The organism is Bradyrhizobium sp. Unk1, assembly GCF_059512345.1.
Genome location: NZ_JCAMOP010000005.1, coordinates 294,272 through 317,103, shown reverse-complemented (window position 1 = coordinate 317,103; position 22,832 = coordinate 294,272). Strand labels below are relative to the sequence as shown.

The window sequence follows — 22,832 nt, the reverse complement described above, 5'->3', positions numbered from 1 at the left end:
TTTGGCCGAGGGGAGACCCGTGCAGACGACGCTGCTCGGATTGGCGATTGCCTTCATCATTGCGCTGCTGACCGCGCTGATCGGGCCTTACTTCATCGACTGGAACCAGTTCAGGCCCCAGTTCGAGGCGGAGGCGGGCACGATCATGGGCGTGCCGGTGCGGGTGGCGGGCGAGCTGGATGCGCGGCTGCTGCCGGCGCCGACGCTGCGGCTGCGCTCGGTCACCTTCGGCGGCAACAATGACCTCGGCCGTCTGCGCGCCGACAAGCTCGACGTCGAGTTCAGCCTGAGCTCGCTGATGCGCGGTGAATGGCGCGCTACCGAGCTGACCGTCAACGGCATGGCGGTGGATCTCGGCCTGGATGCCAAAGGACGGGTCGATTTGCCGTCCACCGCGAGCGGCACCTTCAATCTGGCCTCGCTTGCGATCGAACGGCTGAACCTCACCGGCCGCATCGCCCTGCATGATGCCGCCAGCCGCTCGACGCTGGAATTGAACGACATCACCTTTTCCGGCGACGTGCGCTCGCTGGCCGGCTCGGTCCGCGGCGATGGCAGTTTCACCGCCACCGGGGTGCGCTATCCGTTCCGCGTCTCCTCCGGCCCAAGCGCCGACGGCAGCGCCACCCGTCTCCACCTCAACATCGATCCCGGCGAGCGCGCGATCTTGGCCGATCTCGAAGGCGTGCTCGCCTTCGACAACCGCCTGCCGAAATTCGACGGCGCGCTGACGCTCGCTGTGCCTCCGGTCAAGAAGGCGGGCACGGCGGGGCCGACACCCTGGAAGCTCACGGCAAAGCTCAAGGCCGATCCGGCCGGCGCCAAATTCGATCAGATCGACGCGAGCTTCGGCGCCGAGGACAACGCGCTCAAGTTTGGCGGTGTCGGCGATGTCAGGTTCGGCGCTTCGCCGCTGCTGCGCGCGGTGCTGTCGGCGCGCCAGGTCGATGCCGACAAGCTGGCGGGCAAGGATGATGCCGAGCCGCAGCGCGTCCTGCCGGCGCTGCGCGCGGGCCTTGCGGCGATCCCGCAGGCGCCGATGCCGGCGCAGATCGAGTTCAACTCCGATCAGATCATGCTGGGCGGGCGTCCGCTCCAGAACATCACGGCGGAGCTTCAGACCGACGGAAGGTCCTGGACGTTCCAGCGGCTCGAGCTGCGCGCGCCCGGCATGACGCAGCTCTCGCTCAACGGCGCAACGCCCGGCGCCGACAGCTTTAGCGGCCGTCTCAGCGTCGAGTCGTCCGATCCCGATACGCTGGTGGCCTGGCTCCAGGGCCGCAGCGAGATCAACCGCCGCAGCACGCGCCCGCTACGCCTTGCCGGCGACGTGACCATCGCCGCCAACCATCTCGCCGTCGACAGGCTGAAGGCCGAGATCGAGGGCGGCGCGGTGGAGGGCCGCATCGGCTTCGTCCAGACCGGCGCGAGCAAGGGCTCGCGGATCGACGCCGAGCTCAAGGCCGACCGTCTCGACCTCGATGCCGCCGCAAGCTTCGTGCGCGCGCTCGCGGGGCCGCAGGGCGAATGGCCCGAGGAAGCCAAGCTCGCGCTCGACGTCGGCCGCGCGATGTCGGCCGGACAGGAGCTGCGGCCGTTCACGGCGAAGCTCGGCTACGGTCCGGCGGCGCTGTCCCTGGAGCAGTTGCGGTTCGGCCAGGCGAGCGGGGTGACCACCGAAGCGAGCGGCAGCTTCGACCGCGTTCATGCCACCGGCAAGCTCGCGCTGAAATCCTCGGCCAATTCGCTGCGTGAGCTCACCGCGCTGCTCGAGCCGATTGCGCCTTCGGTGCGCGCGCGGTTCGACGCCATGCCGTCATTGCCCGGCGCGACGCGGTTGAAGCTCGACCTCAGCCTCGACAAGAACGCCGACCATGCCGATCGCAACGACGCGCGCGCCGTGCTCGATCTCGATGCGCCGCAGCTCAAGGCCACCGCGACGCTGGCCGGGCAGACGCCGGTGGCGGCGGTCAACGGCATCGACATCGACCGCTTGCGCAACAGCGACTTCACGCTGGACTCGAAAATCTCGACGCCGAAGGCCGGCACATTGCTGGCGCTGCTCGGCCTCGATCGCGTCGCCGCCGCGGGCGAGGGCGCCTCGCAGTTCGAAGGCCGGTTGAGCGGCGCCTGGCGCCGGCCGTTGCAATTGAACGCAAAGCTCAGTGGCGGCGGGCTGGATGCGGATGCGCAAGGCAGCATCGAATTGCCGGACTTCAATTCGTCCCAGCCGAAGGCCAGCGTGAATTTGCGCGTACGCAATGCCAATCTGGCGCCGCTGTTCGGGACCAGTCCAACCGACAGATCGGTGCAGAGCGTCAACCTGTCCTCGCGCGTCGGCCTCTCCGGCAACCGCCTGACCTTCGACGATCTCGACAGCAGCGCGGCCGGCTCGCATCTGCGCGGGCATCTCGCGGTGACGCTCGATCAGGAGAAGAGCGTCGATGGCGAAATCGGCCTCGACGCGCTCGATCTTGCGCCCGCGTTCGCAATGGCCATCGGCGCCGCCGGACGTGATGCCGGTGATCCCCTGAGTGCGGGGCTGCTCGGCGGCTGGCGCGGCCGCATCGCCTTCCAGGCCTTGCAAGGCACCTTGCCCGACGGCATCGAGCTGCGCCCCGTCGGCGGCACGATCCGGAGCGACGGCCAGTCGCTCGCGCTCGACGCGCTCAAGGGTGGTGTCGGCGGCGGTGAGATGTCGGCGAGCTTCGACGCGCGCAATGGCGCCAATGGCATTGCGCTGAACGCGCGTATCGAGCTCAGAAACGTCAATGCGGCGGCGCTGCGCTACCGCGATCTCGCCTTGCCCAAGGGACGTGCCTCGGTGCAGATGGCCTTGACCAGCCAGGGCCGCAGCGTTGCGGCGTTGACCGGCGCGCTCGCCGGCAATGGCACGGTGACGCTCGAGGCCGCGGAAATCAGCGGCCTCAATCCGCGCGCCTTCGAGATCGCCATCCGCGCCAGCGACGGCGGCCAGGTTGCCGACGACAACAGGCTGCGGCAGCTCGTCGAACCCGCGCTGTCGGCAGGTCCGATCGCGGTCGCCTCGGCGCAGATCCCGTTCACGATCCGCGACGGGCGCCTGCGCGTCGGCGCGACACCGCTGGAAGCAAAGAACGCCCGGGCGATCGTCTCCGGCGGCTACGACATCCCCGCCGACCAGGCCGACATCCGCGCCAGCCTGACGCCGATCATGACCGGACTTTCCGGCGCGCCACCGGAGATCCAGCTGTTCGCGGCAGGTCCTCCCGACAGGCTCAACCGCACCGTCGATGTCGCGCCGCTGTCGTCCTGGCTCGCGGTGCGCACGATCGATCGCGAGACGCGGCGGCTCGACGCGATCGAGCGTGGCGAGCCGCCGCCGGCGACTGCGGCGCTGCCGACGCTGGTCTCGCCCGACCCGGTGCCCGAGCCGTCGCTGACCGACGTGCCGTTGCCCGGCCGCGATCCGCGCCGCGCGCCGCCGAAGCCAAAGGCCGCGCCGATGCCGAAGGCGCCGCAGGCCGCCCCCGCGGTGCCAAGTCCTTCAATCGCAAGTCCTCCACTGACAAGCCCGCCGCTCGCGAGCCAGCAGATCGCGCCGCTGCCGCCGCCGATCGAAGTGAGGCCGGCACCAGGCCCGCCGCCCGCAAAACCCAAGCCGAAGCCGCCGCTGGTGCTGACGCCGTCGAATCCGTGAGGCGGCGGGCAATGTTGTCGTGGCCATCCTTCGAGACGCCCGCCGTTGGCGGGCTCCTCAGGATGAGGTCTCGTTTCGCCGTGAAATCCTAGACTTTCATGGTGAGGAGCGCCGTTTACAGCGCGTCTCGAACCATAAGGCCGAGCAGCTTCGCAGTCCCCATCATCCTTTGCCGCCGCGGACGCCTTGCCCGCCGGTAAACCCATTCCCGCGCATTTTAACGAATTTTGCCCGGCAAAACTGATCTGCCGACTTTACCGGATTCTCGCGTTTGTTCCCTAGTCTCTGTTCCCAGAGGAATTCGGCGTCCCGCCAGCACGAGCGGGATGGCTAGCCAAGAACTGGGGTATCGAGATGAACGGGGCAAAATCGCTTCTGCAAGATCTGGACGACGCCATCGCGCGCGGCACCGACGAGAGCCGGGCGAAGGCGTTGTGGCATGCGACCGACATCCTGATCACCGGCCGCTACAGCGACGACGAGATCAGCATGTTCGGCGAGGTCATCGGGCGGCTTGCCGACGAGATCGAGGTCGCCGCGCGGGCGCAGCTCTCGGACGTGATGTCGGCGTGTGATCACGCGCCGCTCAACGTCATCGCAAAGCTCGCCCTCGACGACGAGATCGACGTGGCCGGTCCGGTGCTGCGCGACTCCAGTCGGATCAACGAGAAGATGCTGGTCGAGAGTGCCATGACCAAGGGCCAGGCGCATCTGCTTGCGATCGCCCAGCGCAAGTCGATCGGCGAAGCCGTCACCGACGTGCTGGTCAAGCGCGGCGACCAGGCGGTCGTGACCTCCGTCGCCAAAAACGAGGGCGCGCGCTTCTCCGGTTCGGGCCTGCTGCACATGGTCCGGCGCGCCGAGGGTGACTCGATCCTCGCCGAGCAGCTCGGCCTGCGCAAGGACGTGCCGCGCCACATCTTCCAGCAGCTCATTTCCAAGGCGTCGGAAGACGTCCGCCGCCGCCTCGAGAGCGAGCGGCCCGAGATGATGTCGCAGATCCAGAGCTCGGTGACCGACGTCACCGGCGATCTCCAGTCCAAGTTCGGCCCGTCCTCGCGCAGCTATTTCGTCGCCAAGCGCGTGGTGACGACGCAGTACCGCCAGGGCAACCTCAACCAGGACTCGATCTCGAACTATGCGCGCCAGCACCGTTTCGACGAGGTGCAGATCGGCCTGTCGCTGTTGTCGTCGCTTCCGGTCGACGTGATCGAGCGCGCGATGATGGACCGCAATCGCGAGATACTTCTGGTGCTGTGCAAGGCGCTCGACTTCTCGTGGGACACGACCATGTCGCTGCTGTTCCTCGGCGCCAAGGATCATCTGATCACGGCGCGCGAGCTTCATGACAGCGAGCGCGAGTTCGGCAAGCTCAAGATCGAGACGTCGCGCAGCATTCTGAAGTTCTACCAGTCGCGCAAGACCGGCGCGGGTGCCGATACGGGCCGTCAGCCCGAGCTCCAGGTGCACTGAGCAAGAGGGGAGTATTGCAATGTTGCCTCAATTCGGCACTGCGGTTCGCAAGAACAAGATCCTCAACAAGAGCCTTCCCGTCGATGCCGGCGGTTCGGCCCCCGAGAAGGCTTCCGTCGACGCCGCCTGGCTCGTGCTCGAAGCCGCCAACGATCTCGGCGACCACGCCGCGATCGCAGCCTGCCGCCGGGTCATCGACGCCGAGCTGAACGGTACGGTGGCGGGCAGCGCGGATATCGATCTCGTGCTCGGCTATTTCAGGTAGCGACGATCACCAACGTCTAGTGCGCCATCGCGATGTCGCCGGACACTTGCTCGCGTCTTGCATCGATGCGTAGCAGCACGACAACGACTGCGCCCACCAGCGCGCAGCCCGCGAGCAAAAGAAGACCCGCGGTAAAACTGCCAGTTAAATCCTTCAGGTAGCCCATTGCGTAAGGACCGGCGAAACCGGAAAGATTTCCAAGCGAGTTGATCGCGGCGATGCCGGCGGCAGCCGATGCTCCCGTTAAAAAGCTCGCCGGCAGCGGCCAAAACATCGGGGGGACCGCGGAAACGCCGATCTGTGCGAAGCAAAGCAATGCCATGACAAGGACGGAGTTGGAAACGAGACCTGCCACTCCGATCCCCACCGCTGCCATCAACAGTGCCGCAGCGACGTGACCCTTTCGTTCCATGGTCCGATCGGAATGACGACCAAGCAGCACCATGCCCGCGGCCCCGAAAATAAAGGGCAGCGCCGCCAGCAAGCCGGTCTGGGTATCACTGACGCCAAAACCCTTGATGATGGTTGGCAGGAAGAACGCTACGCCGTAACTTGCAGCATTCAGGCAGAAGTACACCAGAGCGCACAACAAAATGCGGTAATCGGTGAGCGCCTGACCCAATGACAGGTGTTCGACCTTCTCTTTGTTTCGCTTCTCGGTGGCCTGCACGTCTTCCAGCCAGGCAATCTCGTCTTGTTGCAGCCAGCGGGCCTGGCGCGGAAAATCAGTCAGATAGAGCAGGACGCAGATGCCTACCACGACCGACGGCAGCGCCTCGAGAATGAACAGCCACTGCCAGCCTTCCAATCCCAAACCGGTCACGCCGAGCAGAAGCCCGGAGATGGGCGATCCGATGATGGACGAGATCGGGATCGCCAGCATGAACAGGCTGATGACCCGAGCCCGGTAAACCGCCGGGAACCACAGCGTCAGATAGAAGATGATGCCCGGAAAGAATCCTGCCTCGCAGGCGCCGAGCAGCAACCGAAGAGAGTAGAAGACGCCCGTCGTCGGTATTCCCGTCGCTGCCGATATCGATGGGATGAATGCGAAGGCCGCCGAGACGATCCCCCACGTAATCATGATGCGGGCGATCCAGACGCGCGCGCCGACTCTTTCCAGGAAGATGTTGGAGGGGACTTCAAACAGGAAATACCCGACGAAGAACAAGCCCGCGCCCAGTCCGAACGCTGCTTCACTTAAACCCAGCGCCTGGTTCATGTGCAGCTTGGCAAAGCCGACATTGACGCGGTCAAGATAGGCCACGAAATAGCAGACGATCAGGAACGGTATGAGCCGCCACATCACCTTGCCAATGACACGCTTCTCGACGTCTTGCATCGCAAAGCCTCCCGCTTGATCACCGGAACCCGCTCAACATCCGGGCGGCGTTGCAAAACAATGACGGGTGCGAACGATGAGTGCAAACGGCATTTTGACGTTCAAGCCAAAGTGACAGTTGTGCTGTCATGCTCCGAAGCTGGAGGAGGGACGAAGCATGCGACACGTTCCATCTAACGCTCGGGCGGCCCAGGCATCGGCCGCCCGCCATGATGATCGCGAACATCATCCTATTTTGCCATCGCCATCCTGGCCGACTCGATCTTCGCCTTGGCGGCATCGAGTTTGAAGCTCGCGCCCTTCTGCGTCTGCGGAAACGCGATCGCAGTCACGGCCAGCTTCTCAACCTCCTGTTGGACGAACACGAAGAGCCAGAATGTCTAGGCGTTCGCGCCGCCGTCGACGGTCAAGGTCGAGCCGGTGATGTATTTTGCCTTCGCGCTCGCCAGGAATGCCACGGCATTCGCGATGTCATCCGTCGCACCATACCGGCCCAGTGCCATGAACTGTTTCAGCGTCTCCGCGGTCGGGCCGCTCGCGGGGTTCATGTCGGTGTCGATCGATCCCGGCTGCACCAGATTGACCGTGACGTCCCTGGGACCGAGCTCCCGCGCGAGCGCCTTCGTGAACGCTGCAAGCGCCGACTTCGACGCCGCATACACGCCGAGCACCGGCGCGGGCACGCGGTCGGCGAAATAGCTGCCGATGGTGATGATGCGGCCGCCTTTGCCGAGATGGGGCAGCGCGGCCTTGCTCGCGATCATCGGCGAGCGCACGTTGACGTCCAGCAGCGCATCGATGTCGGCGAGCGAGATATCGTTGAGGCCGCCCAGGCGCAAAATGCCGGCGTTATTGACCAGGATATCAAGCCCGCCCAACTCCTTGACGGTCTTCTCGACCGAGGCCTGAACGGCAGCGACATCGGCGCTGTCGGCCTGGATCGCAACGGCTTTGCGCCCGCCTGCCTTGATGGCGTCCACGATCTTCGCGGCACTGTCTGCGGACTTCTCGTAAGTGATTGCAACATCGGCGCCTTCCGCGGCCAGCGCTTTTGCAATGCCTGCTCCGATTCCCCTGCTTGCGCCCGTCACCAGGGCCCGTTTTCCAGCCAGATTCATTTCATCTCTCCAATTCTGTAACGATCGACACAGAATATGTGGAGTCTTGAACGGGCGCGTCAAGTCAATTATGTGTTGATCATTACAGAAAGGGCGAGATGGCCGGACGACCCCGGGAATTCGATCGAGAGGCAGCCCTCGAAGCCGCCATGTTCCTGTTTTGGCGCAAGGGTTTCGAGGCGGCCTCGATGCACGACCTCTGCGACGCCATGGGCGTCCGCTCGCCGAGCCTCTATGCGGCCTTCGAAAGCAAGGAGGCGCTCTATCTCGCCGCGATCGAGCATTACGTCCAGACCCAGGGACCTCCGGTGTGGGACAAGCTCGCGGACGGAAAAACCGCGCGCGAGGGCATCGAGCACCTGCTGATCGGGGCGACCGAGACCCTGCCGAAATCCCGGACCGCGCCGGCCGGCTGCATGGCCGTGCTCGGCGCCGTCAGCGACGAATGGCCGGCCACCATTGCCCGCGCGATCAGGAAGGTCCGCCTCGACATGCTGGGCAATCTGCGTGCGCGGATCGAAGGCGCGGTCGGCAGCGGCGAGCTGCCTGCCGCAACCGACATCGATGCGCTGAGCCGGTTCTACCTGAGTGTGTTTCAGGGCATGGCCATCCAGGCCAAGGACGGCGCGACGCCTGAGGAGTTGAGAGGCGTAGCGAAGGCGGCCATGGCGATGTGGCCGGGCGAGCGGTAGCTCGCGGCCTGTAGCATGGGTTTCGCTCCGCTCTATCCATCCTACGAGCTGGGCCGAGAGATTGATCTATCTCAAGACCGCATCCGAAACGCGAGCCCAGCTTACATTCGGAAGGCAGCGATACGTCCAGACAGGCGGGAGGTGAAGCATGTACCGGCACATTCTCATTCCGACAGATGGGTCGGAGCTAGCGGAGCACGGCGTGGCGCATGGGTTGGCGCTGGCGAAATCCCTTGGAGCCAAGGTATCTCTAATCTTCGTTGTGGAGCCGTTTTCAGAAATGACAGGGCGGTTCCGTGAAGCAGTCGCAACATATGCCGAGCTGCGCAAGGAACAGGCCACGAGCACATTGGATCGCGCGGCAAATGCGGCCAAGGAGGCCGGCGTTTCCTGCGAACCGATTCAAGTGGAGAACGGGCAACCCCATCAAGCCATCATCGCAGCAGCCGAGAATAAAGGTTGCGATCTCATCGTGATGTCATCCCATGGCCGCAGCGGACTCTCCATGCTTCTCATCGGTAGCGTGACAAACAAGGTGCTGGCGCAGGCGAAAACTCCCGTACTGATTTGTCCGTGAATGTGCGGACCTGCTGACAGAGTTCTCGCTCGCCGCGAGGACTAGAAAACTCAACGGCCGCATAAACCGGCTTGTCTGCTTTTCGTCATCTGCGGGCCTTACCTGCCGGTCAGGCCTTGTCGGCCCGGCACCCGGGTAGCCGGTGACAGTGCACTCAACTCGAAGCAGCGGACCCCCGTGTGCATCAATTGAATGCACTGTCACCGCAATTGCGGCGACGGCTAGAGCCTGTCGATCCGAAATGCGCGAGTCTCGATCGCGGCGCGAACACGCGCGTTGCACGCAGCTGTGATCCGTGGAACCCGCCGCGCATGTAACGACAGGCGCTCCCCTCCGAATAGCTCGTAGCGGACGCTTCGTTCGCCAACAGATGGATGCGCAATCCGGGGAGAAATCGTCGCATGATGGGATTCAACGTCGCGGAAAATGGTGGAGGCTCTTATCGTCCGCTCGCCATTCTCCGCTGGGTCATGGTGGTCATATTCGTATCGTTTGGAATGCAGAAATTCACACTGCAATCCGCACAGGGCATCGCCCAGTTCATCAGCAACAGCCCGTTCATCTCCTGGCTGTCGGTATTCGGCCTGAGGGGAGAGGCCTATGTTCTCGGTGTCGCCGAATTCGTGATTGCGGCGCTGCTCGTGGCCGGTGCGTTCAATCCGGTCTTGTCCGCGCTCGGTTCATTCATGGGCGTGGTGACGTTCGCGGTCACGTGGTCGTTCTTCTTCACGACGCCGGGCGTCGTCACATGGAGCCTTTCGACCGATCCGATGGCGTGGAATCTGGCCGGCGAGTTCCTGTTCAAGGACATCGTCCTGCTGTGTGTCTGCGCGGTGTTGTTTCTGGCCTCCTTGCCTCAATCGGTTGTCCGGCTCCGCACCGGCTGAGCGTTCCGCCTCTCACCACCGGATGCGGTAGATCACGACGGCTTCGCCGTGATGCGTCGTGCTCTTCTCGAGGATATAGTTCGACTTCTCCAGCACGCGGCGGGATGCGCCATGCCCGACAAAGACGAGGCCGATGAGGGACGGCAGCTCGAGTTGCGACAGCCCGATCTCGGTCAGCGCCGTCGCGATCTCGCTCGCAAGGCCCTGACCCCAGAATTCGCGCTTGAACGTGTAGGCAATCTCGACCTCGTCCACGCCATCGACGAGGATGTGCCGGATGCCCGCTCGCCCGGCGAAGGCGCCGTCCTTCGTTCGCAGCACCCACAGCCCAAAACCGTGCTGGTCCCAATGCGCCATGTTGGTCTCGAGATACGTCTTGGTGACCTCGGGTGCACGCACGCCGCCGAGATAGCGGGACACCTCGGCATCGAGATGCAGCGCGACGAGATCGGCAAGGTGATCCTCGCGCAGCTTTTCGGCGGTCAATCTGTCGGTGCTGAAGCGGTCCATGGAGACTGATAGCCGCTTTGGAGGCCGGTCGTCGATCGCTTTCGCGATGCGACACCGCGCGACATCAGCGCCGGCTGGACCGCTTGGACTCCGTGTCGCGCCCGGGTTCTGACTTTGCCGCGCCGAGCGCCGCGGCCAGCTCGTCGATATGGTAGGGTTTCGGCAGGATCTGCAGACCCGCCAATTCGGCGTCGTGAACTGCGGCGTCGGAGTATCCGCTGGTCAGAAGCACGGGTATGTCGCTTCGCCTTCGTTTGATTTCCCGCGCCAGCTCGACCCCATTCATGCCGCCGGGCATCATGATATCGGAAAAGACGAGGTCGACGGCGCGGCCGTCGGCGAGGGCACCGAGCGCGGCGGCGCCACTCGCCGCGTGCGTGACCTCGTAACCGAGCTGGCCCAGCATCTCGCTCACCAATGCGGCCACCTCGTCATCGTCTTCGACCAGAAGGATGCGGCCGTGATTGCTCTTTTTCGGCCGCGCCATGTTGAGATCGATGAGGTGTCGCTCCCTGGAAGGAATGCTGAGCGATCGCGGCAAATAGAGCTCGATGCTGGTGCCTTGGCCGACTTCCGATCGAATGCGGACCGTCCCCCGTGACTGCGTCGCGAATCCATGGACCTGGGCAAGCCCGAGCCCCGAGCCCTTTCCGACCTCCTTGGTCGTGAAGAATGGTTCGAAAACGCGTGACAGGATCTCCGGACTCATGCCGACACCCGTATCGACCACGGACAGGCGCACGTAGTCTCCGGCGATCTGCTCGTCATTCAGATCGGGCAGATTTTCCCCGCGCACGAGAATCGTGCCGCCATTGGGCATGGCGTCGCGGGCGTTGACGGCGAGGTTGAGGATCACGAGCTCGAGCTCGCCGGGATCGACCTCCACCGGCCAGAGCGTGTCCGGAAAATCGAACTCGACATGGACGTCGCCTCTCAGGCTGCGGTCGAGCAATTCGCGCATGCCGCCCATCTGCGAGGCGACGTCGACGGGCTCCGGCCGGAGCGTCTGGCGGCGGGAGAACGCAAGAAGCTGCCTGGTCAGGCTGGCCCCGCGCTGGGCGGCCTGGACCATCCCGTCCATGAGCCGGCGGCGACGGGCGGGATCGGTCTGGCGGTCGAGCATGTCGAGGCCGCCGGAGATCACCATCAGCAGATTGTTGAAGTCGTGCGCCACCCCGCCGGTCAGCTGTCCGATGGCTTCGATCTTCTGGGCTTGCCGAAGCGTCTCCTCGACCCGCGCGCGCTCGTTCATCTCCAGGCGCAATTGCTTATTGGCTTCCGCGAGGGCCCGCGTGCGCTCGACCACCAGCGTTTCGAGCTCCTGAGCCGCCTGTTCGCGCGCCGCGAGCAGGGCCCGGATTTCATATTGGCGCCGCCGTGCGCGCAGTGCCGATTGAATGGTGCTGGTCAGCGTCATCGGCTGAACCGGCCGCTCGAGCAGCGAAACGTTGCGGAGAAGCGCGACAATGCTGCGGCGCCAGGCGAGGACGGCCGGCTGCTCGCGATGGCTGGTCAGGACGACGAAGGGCAGGTCGGACCAGGGCGGCTGGCTCTCGATCCATTGCGCCAGCGGCGACGTGTCTTTCCCGAACAGCGCTTCCTCGGCAAGGAAAACGGCGCCGACGCCGGCTGCCATCTCGCTGACGAGTTCGGGCAGACTGCGGCAGCTGCTCGCTTCCAGGTGCGAACTCCGGAACAGCTCGACGGAGGCAAGCCCGTCGCGCCCGATCGGAGCAAAGACGAGAACATGGTGATCTCGCTCAACGCTCATTCAACCGACCCTTCGGGCTTGGGTGACCCGGTGTAACGCGGATTGCCGGAGAAGATGCCGCTGAACTCCCTCAGCGGCGGGCCGAGCGTGATGCCGGCGCGGCTGAGCCGAAATTCGCGGATGGTGTGCTCGTGTTGGCCGCTGCGCTTCTTGACGACAGACAGGGCGCGCCGCACCGTTCCGCTGACCTCGAAATAGCGCAGCATGAGCACCGAATCGCTGAGATAGCTGATGTCGAGAGGCGTATCCATCGGACCGACGAGGCCATGCTGGGCGAGGACCAGGATGGTCAGCACACCCTGCTGCCCCAAATAGCTCAGGAGTTCGTGCATCTGCAGGATGAGAAATCGCTCGTCGGGCATCGCGGCCAGATAGCCGTTGAGGCTGTCGATGATGACGAGGCGGGCCTTGTCGACCTCGACGCTCTTTCGCACGTTCGCGGCGAACTCACCCGGTGACAGCTCGGCGGGATCGATCTGCTGAAACCGGACATGGCCGGAATCGACGTGTTCTTGCAGGGGCAGGCCAAGTGTCCGGGCGCGCGCTTCGACCGTGCCGCGGCCTTCATCGAACGCGAAGAACACCGCGTGCTCGCCACGTTCGGCCGCCGCGATCGCATAGGTGAGCGCAACCGATGATTTCCCCACGCCGGCGGCGCCGATGAGCAGCGCATTGGTGCCGCGCTCGAGACCGCCTCCCAGGAGCTGGTCGAGCTCGGCGTTGCCGCTGGGGGTGAACTCGCCGACGAAGGTCTTGTGATGCTCGGCCGCCACCAGGCGAGGGAATATCCGCAAGCCGCCTTGCTCGATCGTGAAATCGTGGTACCCGCCGCGAAACCGGATGCCGCGCATCTTGATCACGCGGAGCCGGCGCCGCTCGGCGCCGTAGTCGATCGCGAGCTGTTCGAGCATCACCACGCCATGCGCAATGGAATGGAGCTGCAGATCGTCCTGAGATGACGAGAGATCGTCGAGCAGGACCACCGTGCAATTGCGGTTGGTGAAGAAATGTTTCAGCGCCAGCACCTGCCGCCTGTAGCGAAGCGGGTTCTGGGCAAGCAGGCGCAACTCGGACAGGCTGTCGAGCACCACGCGGGTAGGATTGATCCGCTCGACCTCCTTGAAAACAAGGTTTGTCGTTTCGCTCAGCTCCATCTCGGCGGGATGAAACACCGTGAGCTCGCGTTCCGGATCGAGCGTCGTCTCCGGCGGGACCAGTTCGAAGATGTCGATGCCGTCCAGCGACCAGCCGTGCCGCTGCGCCACGAGGTCCAGCTCGTGCTTGGTTTCGGACAGCGAAACGTAGAGCACGCGCTCTCCGTCCCGCACCCCCCTCAGCAGGAACTGGAGTGCGATCGTGGTCTTGCCCGTGCCGGGCCGCCCCTCGTAGAGATACATCCGGTTGGAGTCGAACCCGCCCCCCAGGATGTCGTCCAGGCCGGCGCTACCGGTCGATATTCTGGACACCTCTTGGGGCGCACTGTCTGCAACAGTGTCGGATGGACTGCTCATTGAACCCCCTGACGCTTCGAAAAGGGGCGCCACCGCCCCTACGCGAGTTCCAAGGCGCGCTTGTTGACAGGGCTCGCGCTTGGTCGAGCCGAAGGCCTTGGGAAGGAACTCTCAGGGAAGGAACTCTCAGCTCGGCGCCGGGTTCCTTGCTCATCGGGATGGTCGGCTCTGCATCGCGATGCTGATCGAGGCCAAAGACGGTATCGTACCGCCACTCGCAGGATGGAGCAGGTCGCGAGCTGGATGTCGCTGAAGCCGATGATGCCATCGTGATCGTGTCTTGCCAGGCGGGTCAACTGGCCCCGCAGCCCGGATGAACCGCGCGCCGCTCATCCATCGCGCAGTGTCCTCCGCCACATCGGCCTCGATGATGACGCCGACGATAGGCTTCTGCCGCAGCTCTGCCCAACGTTTCAATCGCCGCATCAAGTCGTCAAGTAGCGACTTGATCTGAATCAAGCGCCGCGATCAGGGCCGCACGACAACCGCCTCTGTGCGGTTTGTGAGAAGCTGGTGCGTGCGATGATCCCGACCTGGTACGTCACCTTTGAAGTGCAAAAGCGGGGCATCCTGCCGAGACAGCGGAGTCCTCGCGAGACGAGGACGTTTGTGACGGAGCACGAGGCAAAGCTGTTCGCGCGCGCAAAACTCGACGAAGGCCTCGCTGTCTTTGCGGGCACGATCAATCCCCACCTTCCCCGGCGGCTCATTCCAGCGTCCGGCATCAACGCGTGGCTTGCCGAAGGACAGGAAAGCGCTGCACCGCCCGGAGCTACGGATACCGACTAAGCACATTGCCGTGCACAGCGATGGCGCTTGGGTGTTGCCATTTTGGTACGGGTCGAAAATCCCCTTGCACGTAAACTTCTGGATGTTCGCGGCGCTTAAGCACGTTAACCCGCATAAGGGCCCGCTTTCTGAACCAAGAAGATTCGAGCAAAGGGGATAGGATGATGAAAAGGCTCTCGATGGCTGCGATCGGCTTCGCGGCGCTGAGCATGGCGGCTCCGGCCATGGCGGCCGACATGGCCGTTAAGGCACCGCCGCCGGCACCGATGGTGGCGGTCTATAATTGGAGCGGATTCTATATTGGCGCCAACGGAGGTTGGGGGCAGAGCCATAATTGCGTGGATTTCGTCACGCTCGCAGGAACAGTGGGAGGCGGTTGCGCTGATCGCTCCGGGGGTCTCGTCGGCGGCCAGATCGGATATCGCTGGCAAACCAATCAGTTTGTGCTTGGGTTGGAAGCACAGGGCGATTGGGCGGAGATCAAGAACACGCGCGTGAGCCTGATTGATCCGCTGATTTCGACCACGGGGAAAACCGATGGCATCGGCCTGTTCACGGCCCAACTCGGATGGGCATGGAACGCGTCACTGCTCTACGTGAAGGGTGGCGCGGCCGTCACTCGCAATCGCTTTGATGTATTCAACAACATCACCGGAGTCGGCCTGGCCTCGGCAGGTCACACGCGCTGGGGCGGCGCCTTGGGTGTCGGCTGGGAATACGGCTTCTCACCGAACTGGACCGTCGGTGTTGAATACGACCATCTCTGGATGGGGAATGACAACACCTCCTTCGCAGGCGTGGTCACGCCCGGAGGGCGCACCCTCCTCGGCACCGGGGTCAGCCAGGATGTGGACATGGTCACGCTTCGGTTGAACTATCGCTTCGGCGGTTATGGTGCTGGTTATGGTGCTCGCTACTGAGCTGGTGTCTTCCCAGTGACTTCAGGCCCCGGCATGGACCGGGGCCTTTTTCATGGGAAGCGCGAAACCGCGAGGATGTCCGTCGCTTCCAGCGTCAGTTCCGACGGTCGAACCCGGCGAGTTGTTGCCTGTCCATGAGCACGATGTGACGCTGGTTGTTGTCGATGAATGCGAGGACCCCAAGCTCGCGCAAATGCGAGAGAGATCGCGAGACGGTCTCGAGCGTCAGACCGAGATAATCCGCGATGTCGCGCCTCGACATCGGCAGCGCGAGGACGCCTGCGGCGGTGAGTCGCCTGTCCATCTCGATCAGAAAGGCGGCAACCCGCTCCAGCGACGTCTTGCGTCCAAGCAGCAGCATGTGGTCTTCGGCATGCCGGAGGTTCGTCATGGTCATATGGAGCAGGCTTCCGGTCAAGGTGCCGTCGCTCCCGGCAACAGCGTCGAGGCTCTCCCGCCTGATCAGCCGCACGGTCGTGTCCGTCACCGCTTCCGTCGTGAAACGATGGACACCGCCATTCGTCAGCCCGAAGGTGTCGCCGGGAATATGAAACGCATTGATCTGCCGGCGCCCGTCCGACAGCAGCTTGTAGCTTCGTACTGTGCCTGACTTGACCTGGTAGATGTATTCGGCGGGCTCCTTCTCGCCATAGATCTCGCTGCCGCGCCTGTAGGTGAATTCCCTCAGGCTGACCATCGGATTCGAGGCGGCGCTCATTCCGAGTTCGCTAAGAGAATGCGGGCGGGGAAGGGAGACCGGGGTCGCGTGCATCAGCATTGGACCAACTCCTCAATCTCATGGCGATCGGGTTTGTCAGTCGCGGAGCATGTGCTGACACGGGGGCAGTGTCGCGCGGCTCTTGTTCCTGATATCGAGCTTGTTCGAAAGCAGGACGAGTGACTATCGTCCTAAGGTTCATTGTACCAACGGACAGGACGAGTTTTGGCATGTCGCGATACGCCGCCTTGATCTAGCGCAACTTGAGGCCTCGTAGGCTTTCCATGCTTCGATGGCTGGACTTCACCAGCTCACGGAGGCAACTATGGATGCAGGACGACTTACTGCGGCAGCAGCCGCATTCGCGTGTGCGGCCTCGTGCACCCTGCCTTAGATCCGTTGATTTTGGTTGGGACCGCGCGCGCCCGATTGTGTTGATGTTCGCAGCCGGAAGGCAGGTTGGCGCGCAGCAACCGACAGAACTTGAATCAGGAGATGAAGATGACCCGCCTGCTTTTCGCAATTCTATCGGTTAGCTCAATTCTGGTATCGGCGGCCTCGATCTCGTCTGCGGCCGAACGCCAGTATCGCCATGGCAACGTCGCCCCGGGTGTTCCTGATAGCTACTGCTTGCAGGGGCGGATTTGGGGATACCCAGGCAATTGCCAATTCGCGACCTATGAGCAGTGCATGGCAACCGCCTCAGGGATCAATGCCTATTGCGGCGTCAATCCGAGCTACGCGTTCGCGCGTCAGCGCGACCCTCGCGGTCAGTGGTATCCGCGCTAGCGGATCTCGATCCCGGCCTGATCCCGGTCTTGGCAATTCTTCGATGATACCATTGTGCCAGTGTTTTGCCCGACGGTGCAACCGGCGCGCATTAGTCCTTGGCCCGGGTGGTTTTTGCACATGCGTAAGCCATTGATTTCACAACCCTCGTCTACTGTGCATGGGGTTGTTTTCGCAGTTTTGGTTTGAGAGGGGCCTTATCCCGCCCCCAACGCGACCGCGACGTTGTAGGTCAGGAGGCTCGCGGCATAGGCCAGCACCAGCATGTAGAAGAAGGTCACGGCCATCCAGGTCCAGCTTCCGGTCTCGCGCCGGATCACGGCGAGCGTGGAGGCGCATTGCGGGGCGAAGATGTACCAGGCCAGCATCGACATCGCGGTCGCGAGCGACCATTTCGTCGCCAGCACCTGGCCGATCTGCTCGGCCGCTTCCTTGCCGCCTTCGATCGCGTAGACGGTGCCGAGGGCTGCGACCGCGACCTCGCGCGCCGCCATGCCCGGGATCAGCGCGACCGCGATCTGCCAGTTGAAGCCGACCGGCGCGAGCAGGGGCTCGAGCGCCTTGCCGATGATCGCGGCGAGGCTGAAGTCGATCGCGGGTTCGGTGGCGCCCGCGGGCGGCTGCGGGAACGAGGCCAGAAACCAGATCAGCACCATCATCGAGAAGATCGTGGTGCCGGCGCGGTGCAGAAACATTTTCGCCCGCGTGTAGACGCCGATCGCGATCGATTTCAGCCGCGGCATCTTGTAGTCCGGCAGCTCCAGCATGAACGGCGCCGGCGCATAGTCGCGCAGCATGAAGAATTTGATCAGGAACGAGACCAGCAGCGCGCTGGTGATGCCGGCGGCGTAGAGGCCGAACATCACGAGGCCCTGGAGGTTGATGAAGCCCCAGACGTCCCTGGCCGGAATGAAGGCGGAGATGATCAGCGTGTAGACCGGAATGCGCGCCGAGCAGGTCATCAGCGGCGCGATCAGGATCGTGGTCAGCCGGTCGCGCTTGTTGTCGATCACGCGCGTCGCCATGATGCCGGGAATGGCGCAGGCAAAGCTCGACAGCAGCGGAATGAAGGCGCGGCCGTGCAGGCCGGCGCCGCCCATGATGCGGTCCATCAGGAACGCGGCGCGCGCCATGTAGCCGAAGTCTTCCAGCAGCAGGATGAACAGGAAGATGATGATGATCTGCGGCAGGAACACGATGACGCTGCCGACGCCTGAGATCACGCCGTTCTGAAGGAAGCTCTGCAAGAGGCCAGCGGGCAGGGTGGCGTGCACGAACTCGCCGAGCGCGTCGAAGCCGTTGTTGAGCAAGTCCATCAGCGGCTGCGCCCAGGCAAACACCGCCTGGAACATCACGAACAGGATAGCGGCGAGCACGATCAGGCCGCCGACCGGATGCAGCACCACGGCATCGATCCGCGCGGTCCAGGTGTCGGGCCCAGCAGGCAGGCTGACGCAGTCGGCGATGATGCGGTCGGCCTCGCGCTGGGTGGCGCGCAGCTCGGCGACGCTGAGCGCGCGCCAGCTGTTCTCCCGCGGCTCCGCGGCGAGTTTCGCCGAGATCTCGTCCGTCAGCGCCAACAGGTCGGCCGTGCCGCTCTTGCGCACCGCGATCGAGGTGACCACGGGCACGCCGAGCTCCTTGGCGAGCCGCTCCACGTCGACGGTGATGCCGCGGCGGCTCGCGATGTCGAACATGTTGAGCACGAGGATCATCGGCCGCCCGGTGCGCTTCAGCTCCAGCAGCAGGCGGATGGTCAGGCGCAGATTGGTCGAGTCGGCCACGCACAGCACGAGGTCGGGCACGGTCTCGCCGGACGCCTTGCCGAGCACGAAGTCACGGGTGATCTCCTCGTCGGGGCTGCGGCCGCGCAGCGAGTAGGTGCCGGGCAGGTCGACCACCGAGACCTGGCGTCCCAGGGGCGTGACGAAGAAGCCTTCCTTGCGCTCGACGGTGACGCCGGGATAGTTCGCGACTTTCTGTCGACTGCCGGTCAGCGCGTTGAACAGCGACGTCTTGCCGCTGTTCGGCGTGCCCACCAGGGCGAGATGCAGCAGAGGAGCTTCCATGTGATCAAAGGCCTTGGGATCAGATTTCCGGTCGCTGTCTAGGCGACAATGATGGCCATGGCTTCACGACGGCGGATCGCGATCGTGATGTTGTCGACACGGACGGCGATCGGGTCACGCCCGACCAGGCCCTCGTGCAGGACCTCGACCCGGGCGCCCTCGACGAAGCCGAGCTCGATCAGCCGGCTCTCGAGCTCGATGTCCGAGAGGGCCGAGCCCGCATCCCCAGCGGAAAGATGTTGGATGACGCCGATATAGCCGCGCTGGGCCAGGCCCAGCGGGATTCGCGAACGCGTGTCATTGGTGTCGGTCATGCCCTGTATTTTCAACGCAGGGCATTGAGGTCAAGCGCGCGGGTCGGCTGAAACTGCACCTTAGAGTGATTTTAAAGTGCAGAACCGTGAGGCGCCGTTGGAGGACGCCCAACGCCTACTGGGCCGGGACCTTGTCCGCCTGGATCGCGGCCATGGCGCGGCTCTTGAAGTAGTCGAGGACGAACAGGCGGATCGCCGAGGACAGATTGCCCTGCTGGCGGTTGCCGTCGATCTCGCCGACCAGCTCGGACAGCGTCATGTTGCGCAGGCCCGAGATCTCCTTCATGCCGTTCCAGAACGCCTCTTCCAGGCTGACGCTGGTCTTGTGGCCGGCAACCACGATCGACCGTTTCACCACGGGCGACTTCATGACTGATCCTCGCGATCGATCTGATGCTGGTCCAGATGCGCCTTCGCCTTGTCCGCGCGCGTCTCCTCCGCCGACCGCTCCGCCTTCGTGCGGCCGAACTTCGCCCGGTTGACGTCCGCCTGCTTCGCCGTGGCTTCCCGCTCGGCGCGCTTCCTGAAACGATTCAGGTTGATGACGTTCCCCATGCCGCGTCTCCATCATCCGCTCCTCTTCTGGCAGGATGAAACATTCAGAAACTGGGTGCCGTGTCGCGCCCCATGAGACTTGATCGCCATTCGCTCGTCCTCGTCAATTGGCCCCTTGGGCCATCAAACGATGAATTCGCCCCGTCAAAGGGCAGAGAGGCCTGCGTAGCACGCCGCCTCGCCACAACATTGACGGTAATCAAATCCCGTCCCTTAAGCCTTATATTTATGAGCCCCAGGGGCACCGTATGATTACGGATGACTATCGGAATTCGGAATTCATCCAGGCCGCGTCATTTTCTCCGGCTGCACCAGACGGTCGAACTCGTCGGCCGAGACGAAGCCGAGCCGCAGCGCCTCCTCCTTCAGCGTGGTGCCGTTGGCATGCGCGGTCTTCGCCACCTTGGCGGCGTTGTCGTAGCCGATCTTCGGGGCGAGCGCGGTCACCAGCATCAGCGAGCGCTGCATCAGCTCCTTGATGCGCTTTTCGTCGGCACGGATGCCGCTGACGCAATGATCGGTGAAGGAGCGCGCGGCGTCCGCCATCAGCCGTATCGAATGCAGCATGTTGTAGGCGAGCACGGGCTTGTAGACGTTGAGCTCGAAATGGCCCTGGCTGCCGGCGACCGTGATCGCTGTGTGATTGCCGAACACCTGGCAGCACACCATCGTCATCGCCTCGCACTGGGTCGGGTTGACCTTGCCGGGCATGATCGAGGAGCCCGGCTCGTTCTCCGGCAGGATCAGTTCGCCGAGGCCCGAGCGCGGGCCCGATCCGAGCAGGCGGATGTCATTGGCGATCTTGAACAGGCCGGTCGCGACGGAATTGATGGCGCCGTGCGCCAGCACATAGGCGTCGTTCGAGGCCAGCGCCTCGAATTTGTTGGCGGCGCTGGTGAAGGGGAGCTTCGTGATACCGGCAACGTGCTTTGCGAACAGTCTTGCGAAGCGCGGCTTGGAGTTGAGGCCGGTGCCGACGGCGGTGCCGCCTTGCGCCAGCGGATAGAGGTCCTTCACCGCCACCTTGAGGCGGGCGATGCCGCTTTCGACCTGCGCGGCGTAGCCGGAGAATTCCTGGCCGAGCGTCAGCGGCGTCGCGTCCTGGGTGTGTGTCCGCCCGATCTTGACGATCTTTGCGAACTCCTTCTCCTTCTTGCGGAGCGCGCGCTGCATCTCGCCGAGGGCAGGGACGAGATCGGCATTGATGCGGCTTGCGGCCGCAATGTGCATCGCGGTCGGGAACGAGTCGTTCGACGACTGGCTCATGTTGACGTGATCGTTGGGATGCACCGGCTTCTTGGCGCCGAGCTCGCCGCCGAGCAGCTCATTGGCGCGGTTGGCGATGACCTCGTTGAGGTTCATGTTGCTCTGCGTACCTGAGCCGGTTTGCCACACGACAAGCGGGAAATGATCGTCCAGCTTGCCCTCGATCACCTCGCGCGCGGCGCGGATGATGGCGTTGGCCCGGCGCTGGTCGAGCAGGCCGAGCGCGAGGTTGGATTGTGCGGCGGCGAGCTTGACGATGCCGAGCGCATGCACCAGCGCGATCGGCATGCGGTCGATGCCGATGCGGAAATTCTGGCGCGAACGTTCGGTCTGCGCCCCCCAATAGCGATCGGCGGGGACCTCGATGGGACCGAAACTGTCGGTCTCGGTGCGGCTGGCGGGGCGGGCAGTGTTCGAGCGAGCAGTCTTCGAGCGAGCAGTCTTGGCCATGAGCACATCCATTCTGCGGCACGGAATTCCACGCAGCCTCTTCATGTGCTCTTCTATATCGGCAGTTTGGCCGGGCGCGACCGTTTCGCGCCCAACCTAGATCATTTCTTGCGGAAACGATCGAGCCGCACCACCTCGGCGCCGCCCTGGTTCGGGGCGGTCGGCTCCTCGGCGCTTTCCGCCGGCTCGCTGGCAGGCGCCGGCACTGCGACGGCCGACGGCGCGGGAGCGGCCGGCAATGTCTCGGGCGAGACCTCGGCGACGTCGGAGGTGTCGAACTGGAGGCCGAACTTCACGGACGGATCGAGGAAGCTCTTGATCGCGCTGAACGGCACGATCAGCCGCTCCGGAATGCCGCCGAAAGACAGGCCGACCTCGAAGCGGTCCTCGAGCACGGTCAGATCCCAGAACTGGTGCTGGAGGATGATCGTCATCTCTTCCGGGTATTGCGCCAGGAGCCGCGACGACAGCTTCACGCCCTCGGCCTTCGACACGAAGGTGATGAAGAAATGGTGCTCGCCCGGCAGTCCATGGGACGCGGCATCGGTCAGCACCTTCCGCAGCACGCCGCGCAGCGCGTCGCGGGCCAGCACATCGTATCGGATATGATCGGTCGCCATGGTGGTCCTGTTGCATTCCAGGAGTTGGGCCCTGCCGGCCCGACTCGCCAAGCCGCAATAGTACCGCGCCTGACGGGTCAGCAGGAGTCCCCGCCGGGAAGGAAATAAGAGGTAAGTGGAGGCTTCTGTTGCCAGGTGCCTCCGAACCCCGCCTAACGGAGCTTAACCCGTTAGGACTTTAAGATGGTCTTTCAAACTGCGTTACGCAGCCTGAGCAACCGGAGCAAAGTTGTCGTTGGCAACTATTGCAGTAGCCCGATAACGGCGGAACAATACCGGGAAAAAGCACGCCCTTTACGCCCTCGTCGATCCTATTTCGCCCCCGCCAAAACCCGCTGTGGGTGAGCCCGCTGGTGGGCTTTGGTGGAGGCGCCGGGTACCGCCCCCGGGTCCGAATGGTTTATTGCGACGACCGTTTATTTCCATAGCCGGCGAACCGGCACCCCCAATATAGGGGGCAAAGGTTTCAAATGACAGGTGTTTCGAGCGGCTATGGCGAGGTTCCCTTTGGATAGGT

21 protein-coding genes and 1 other RNA gene are annotated in these 22,832 nt (G+C 63.9%); 9 read left to right on the top strand and 13 right to left on the bottom strand.

The genetic code is table 11. The features are described 5' to 3' along the window. The first annotated feature begins 19 nt into the window (after window positions 1-19). The 3 genes from AC5ZFO_RS08945 to AC5ZFO_RS08935 all read left to right on the top strand — a co-directional run bounded on the left by AC5ZFO_RS08945 (window position 20) and on the right by AC5ZFO_RS08935 (window position 5,417). Window positions 20-3,679: an AsmA family protein gene (locus tag AC5ZFO_RS08945; protein WP_282520580.1), complete on the top strand. Its 3,660-nt coding sequence runs from the start codon at window positions 20-22 to the stop codon at window positions 3,677-3,679. A 354-nt stretch (window positions 3,680-4,033) separates the two neighbouring features. Then, entirely contained in the window at window positions 4,034-5,152 is a 1,119-nt protein-coding gene (locus tag AC5ZFO_RS08940; protein ID WP_282520581.1) for a DUF2336 domain-containing protein, read from the top strand. Between the two features lie 19 nt (window positions 5,153-5,171). Beyond that, window positions 5,172-5,417 (top strand): hypothetical protein, encoded by a 246-nt coding sequence (locus AC5ZFO_RS08935; RefSeq protein WP_282520582.1) that lies wholly within the window; start codon window positions 5,172-5,174, stop codon window positions 5,415-5,417. A 16-nt stretch (window positions 5,418-5,433) separates the two neighbouring features. Here AC5ZFO_RS08935 and AC5ZFO_RS08930 read toward each other — a convergent pair whose 3' ends face one another. Together AC5ZFO_RS08930 and AC5ZFO_RS08925 are read right to left on the bottom strand one after the other, a co-directional pair. Continuing rightward, window positions 5,434-6,759 (bottom strand): MFS transporter, encoded by a 1,326-nt coding sequence (locus AC5ZFO_RS08930; RefSeq protein ID WP_282520583.1) that lies wholly within the window; start codon window positions 6,757-6,759, stop codon window positions 5,434-5,436. A gap of 380 nt (window positions 6,760-7,139) precedes the next feature. Beyond that, a complete protein-coding gene (locus AC5ZFO_RS08925) occupies window positions 7,140-7,877 on the bottom strand; it encodes a 3-oxoacyl-ACP reductase family protein (RefSeq protein ID WP_282520584.1) in 738 nt (245 codons plus the stop codon). Window positions 7,878-7,975: 98 nt separating this feature from the next. On the opposite strand from AC5ZFO_RS08925, the gene AC5ZFO_RS08920 reads away from it, so the two are divergent. The 3 genes from AC5ZFO_RS08920 (at window position 7,976) to AC5ZFO_RS08910 (ending at window position 10,033) form a co-directional block, all read left to right on the top strand. Then, on the top strand, window positions 7,976-8,569 hold the full coding sequence (locus tag AC5ZFO_RS08920) for a TetR/AcrR family transcriptional regulator (RefSeq protein ID WP_282520585.1): 594 nt from the start codon (window positions 7,976-7,978) through the stop codon (window positions 8,567-8,569). A gap of 148 nt (window positions 8,570-8,717) precedes the next feature. Beyond that, entirely contained in the window at window positions 8,718-9,146 is a 429-nt protein-coding gene (locus AC5ZFO_RS08915) for a universal stress protein (protein WP_071910488.1), read from the top strand. A gap of 401 nt (window positions 9,147-9,547) precedes the next feature. Continuing rightward, the gene (locus tag AC5ZFO_RS08910) at window positions 9,548-10,033 is read left to right on the top strand and encodes a YkgB family protein (RefSeq protein WP_282520874.1); all 486 of its coding nucleotides are present in this window, start codon (window positions 9,548-9,550) and stop codon (window positions 10,031-10,033) included. Between the two features lie 12 nt (window positions 10,034-10,045). On the opposite strand, the gene AC5ZFO_RS08905 is transcribed toward AC5ZFO_RS08910, so the two are convergent. The 3 genes from AC5ZFO_RS08905 to AC5ZFO_RS08895 form a co-directional block, all read right to left on the bottom strand. Further along, entirely contained in the window at window positions 10,046-10,543 is a 498-nt protein-coding gene (locus tag AC5ZFO_RS08905; RefSeq protein ID WP_282520586.1) for a GNAT family N-acetyltransferase, read from the bottom strand. Window positions 10,544-10,607: 64 nt separating this feature from the next. After that, window positions 10,608-12,314, bottom strand: a complete 1,707-nt coding sequence (locus AC5ZFO_RS08900; RefSeq protein ID WP_496121962.1) for an ATP-binding protein — start codon at window positions 12,312-12,314, stop codon at window positions 10,608-10,610. Then, entirely contained in the window at window positions 12,311-13,825 is a 1,515-nt protein-coding gene (locus tag AC5ZFO_RS08895; protein WP_282520588.1) for an ATPase domain-containing protein, read from the bottom strand. The genes AC5ZFO_RS08900 and AC5ZFO_RS08895 overlap by 4 nt, the downstream gene beginning before the upstream one ends. A 609-nt stretch (window positions 13,826-14,434) precedes the next feature. On the opposite strand from AC5ZFO_RS08895, the gene AC5ZFO_RS08890 reads away from it, so the two are divergent. After that, window positions 14,435-14,614 (top strand): hypothetical protein, encoded by a 180-nt coding sequence (locus AC5ZFO_RS08890; RefSeq protein WP_404979755.1) that lies wholly within the window; start codon window positions 14,435-14,437, stop codon window positions 14,612-14,614. Between the two features lie 164 nt (window positions 14,615-14,778). After that, the gene (locus tag AC5ZFO_RS08885) at window positions 14,779-15,534 is read left to right on the top strand and encodes an outer membrane protein (RefSeq protein WP_282520589.1); all 756 of its coding nucleotides are present in this window, start codon (window positions 14,779-14,781) and stop codon (window positions 15,532-15,534) included. A 94-nt stretch (window positions 15,535-15,628) separates the two neighbouring features. Here the strand turns inward: AC5ZFO_RS08885 and AC5ZFO_RS08880 are convergent, their stop codons facing one another. After that, on the bottom strand, window positions 15,629-16,252 hold the full coding sequence (locus tag AC5ZFO_RS08880) for a helix-turn-helix domain-containing protein (protein WP_282520590.1): 624 nt from the start codon (window positions 16,250-16,252) through the stop codon (window positions 15,629-15,631). A 501-nt stretch (window positions 16,253-16,753) separates the two neighbouring features. Between AC5ZFO_RS08880 and AC5ZFO_RS08875 the strand changes: the two genes are divergently transcribed. Beyond that, window positions 16,754-17,041, top strand: a complete 288-nt coding sequence (locus tag AC5ZFO_RS08875; protein WP_282520591.1) for a DUF3551 domain-containing protein — start codon at window positions 16,754-16,756, stop codon at window positions 17,039-17,041. 197 nt (window positions 17,042-17,238) lie between these two features. Here the strand turns inward: AC5ZFO_RS08875 and feoB are convergent, their stop codons facing one another. From feoB to ssrA, 7 genes are all read right to left on the bottom strand, one after another. After that, entirely contained in the window at window positions 17,239-19,110 is a 1,872-nt protein-coding gene (gene feoB / locus AC5ZFO_RS08870) for a ferrous iron transporter B (RefSeq protein WP_496121961.1), read from the bottom strand. Between the two features lie 38 nt (window positions 19,111-19,148). After that, window positions 19,149-19,424, bottom strand: a complete 276-nt coding sequence (locus AC5ZFO_RS08865) for a FeoA family protein (RefSeq protein ID WP_282520593.1) — start codon at window positions 19,422-19,424, stop codon at window positions 19,149-19,151. A gap of 115 nt (window positions 19,425-19,539) precedes the next feature. Beyond that, window positions 19,540-19,794, bottom strand: coding sequence for a ribbon-helix-helix domain-containing protein (locus AC5ZFO_RS08860; RefSeq protein WP_282520594.1), 255 nt, complete (start codon window positions 19,792-19,794; stop codon window positions 19,540-19,542). Beyond that, entirely contained in the window at window positions 19,791-19,979 is a 189-nt protein-coding gene (locus AC5ZFO_RS08855; RefSeq protein ID WP_028156439.1) for a DUF4169 family protein, read from the bottom strand. The genes AC5ZFO_RS08860 and AC5ZFO_RS08855 overlap by 4 nt, the downstream gene beginning before the upstream one ends. A 279-nt stretch (window positions 19,980-20,258) precedes the next feature. Then, window positions 20,259-21,707 (bottom strand): class II fumarate hydratase, encoded by a 1,449-nt coding sequence (gene fumC, locus AC5ZFO_RS08850; protein WP_282520595.1) that lies wholly within the window; start codon window positions 21,705-21,707, stop codon window positions 20,259-20,261. An 89-nt stretch (window positions 21,708-21,796) separates the two neighbouring features. Then, window positions 21,797-22,315, bottom strand: coding sequence for an SspB family protein (locus AC5ZFO_RS08845; RefSeq protein ID WP_028147704.1), 519 nt, complete (start codon window positions 22,313-22,315; stop codon window positions 21,797-21,799). Between the two features lie 114 nt (window positions 22,316-22,429). Further along, window positions 22,430-22,795, bottom strand: a transfer-messenger RNA (tmRNA) gene (gene ssrA / locus AC5ZFO_RS08840). Between the last annotated feature and the right edge of the window lie 37 nt (window positions 22,796-22,832).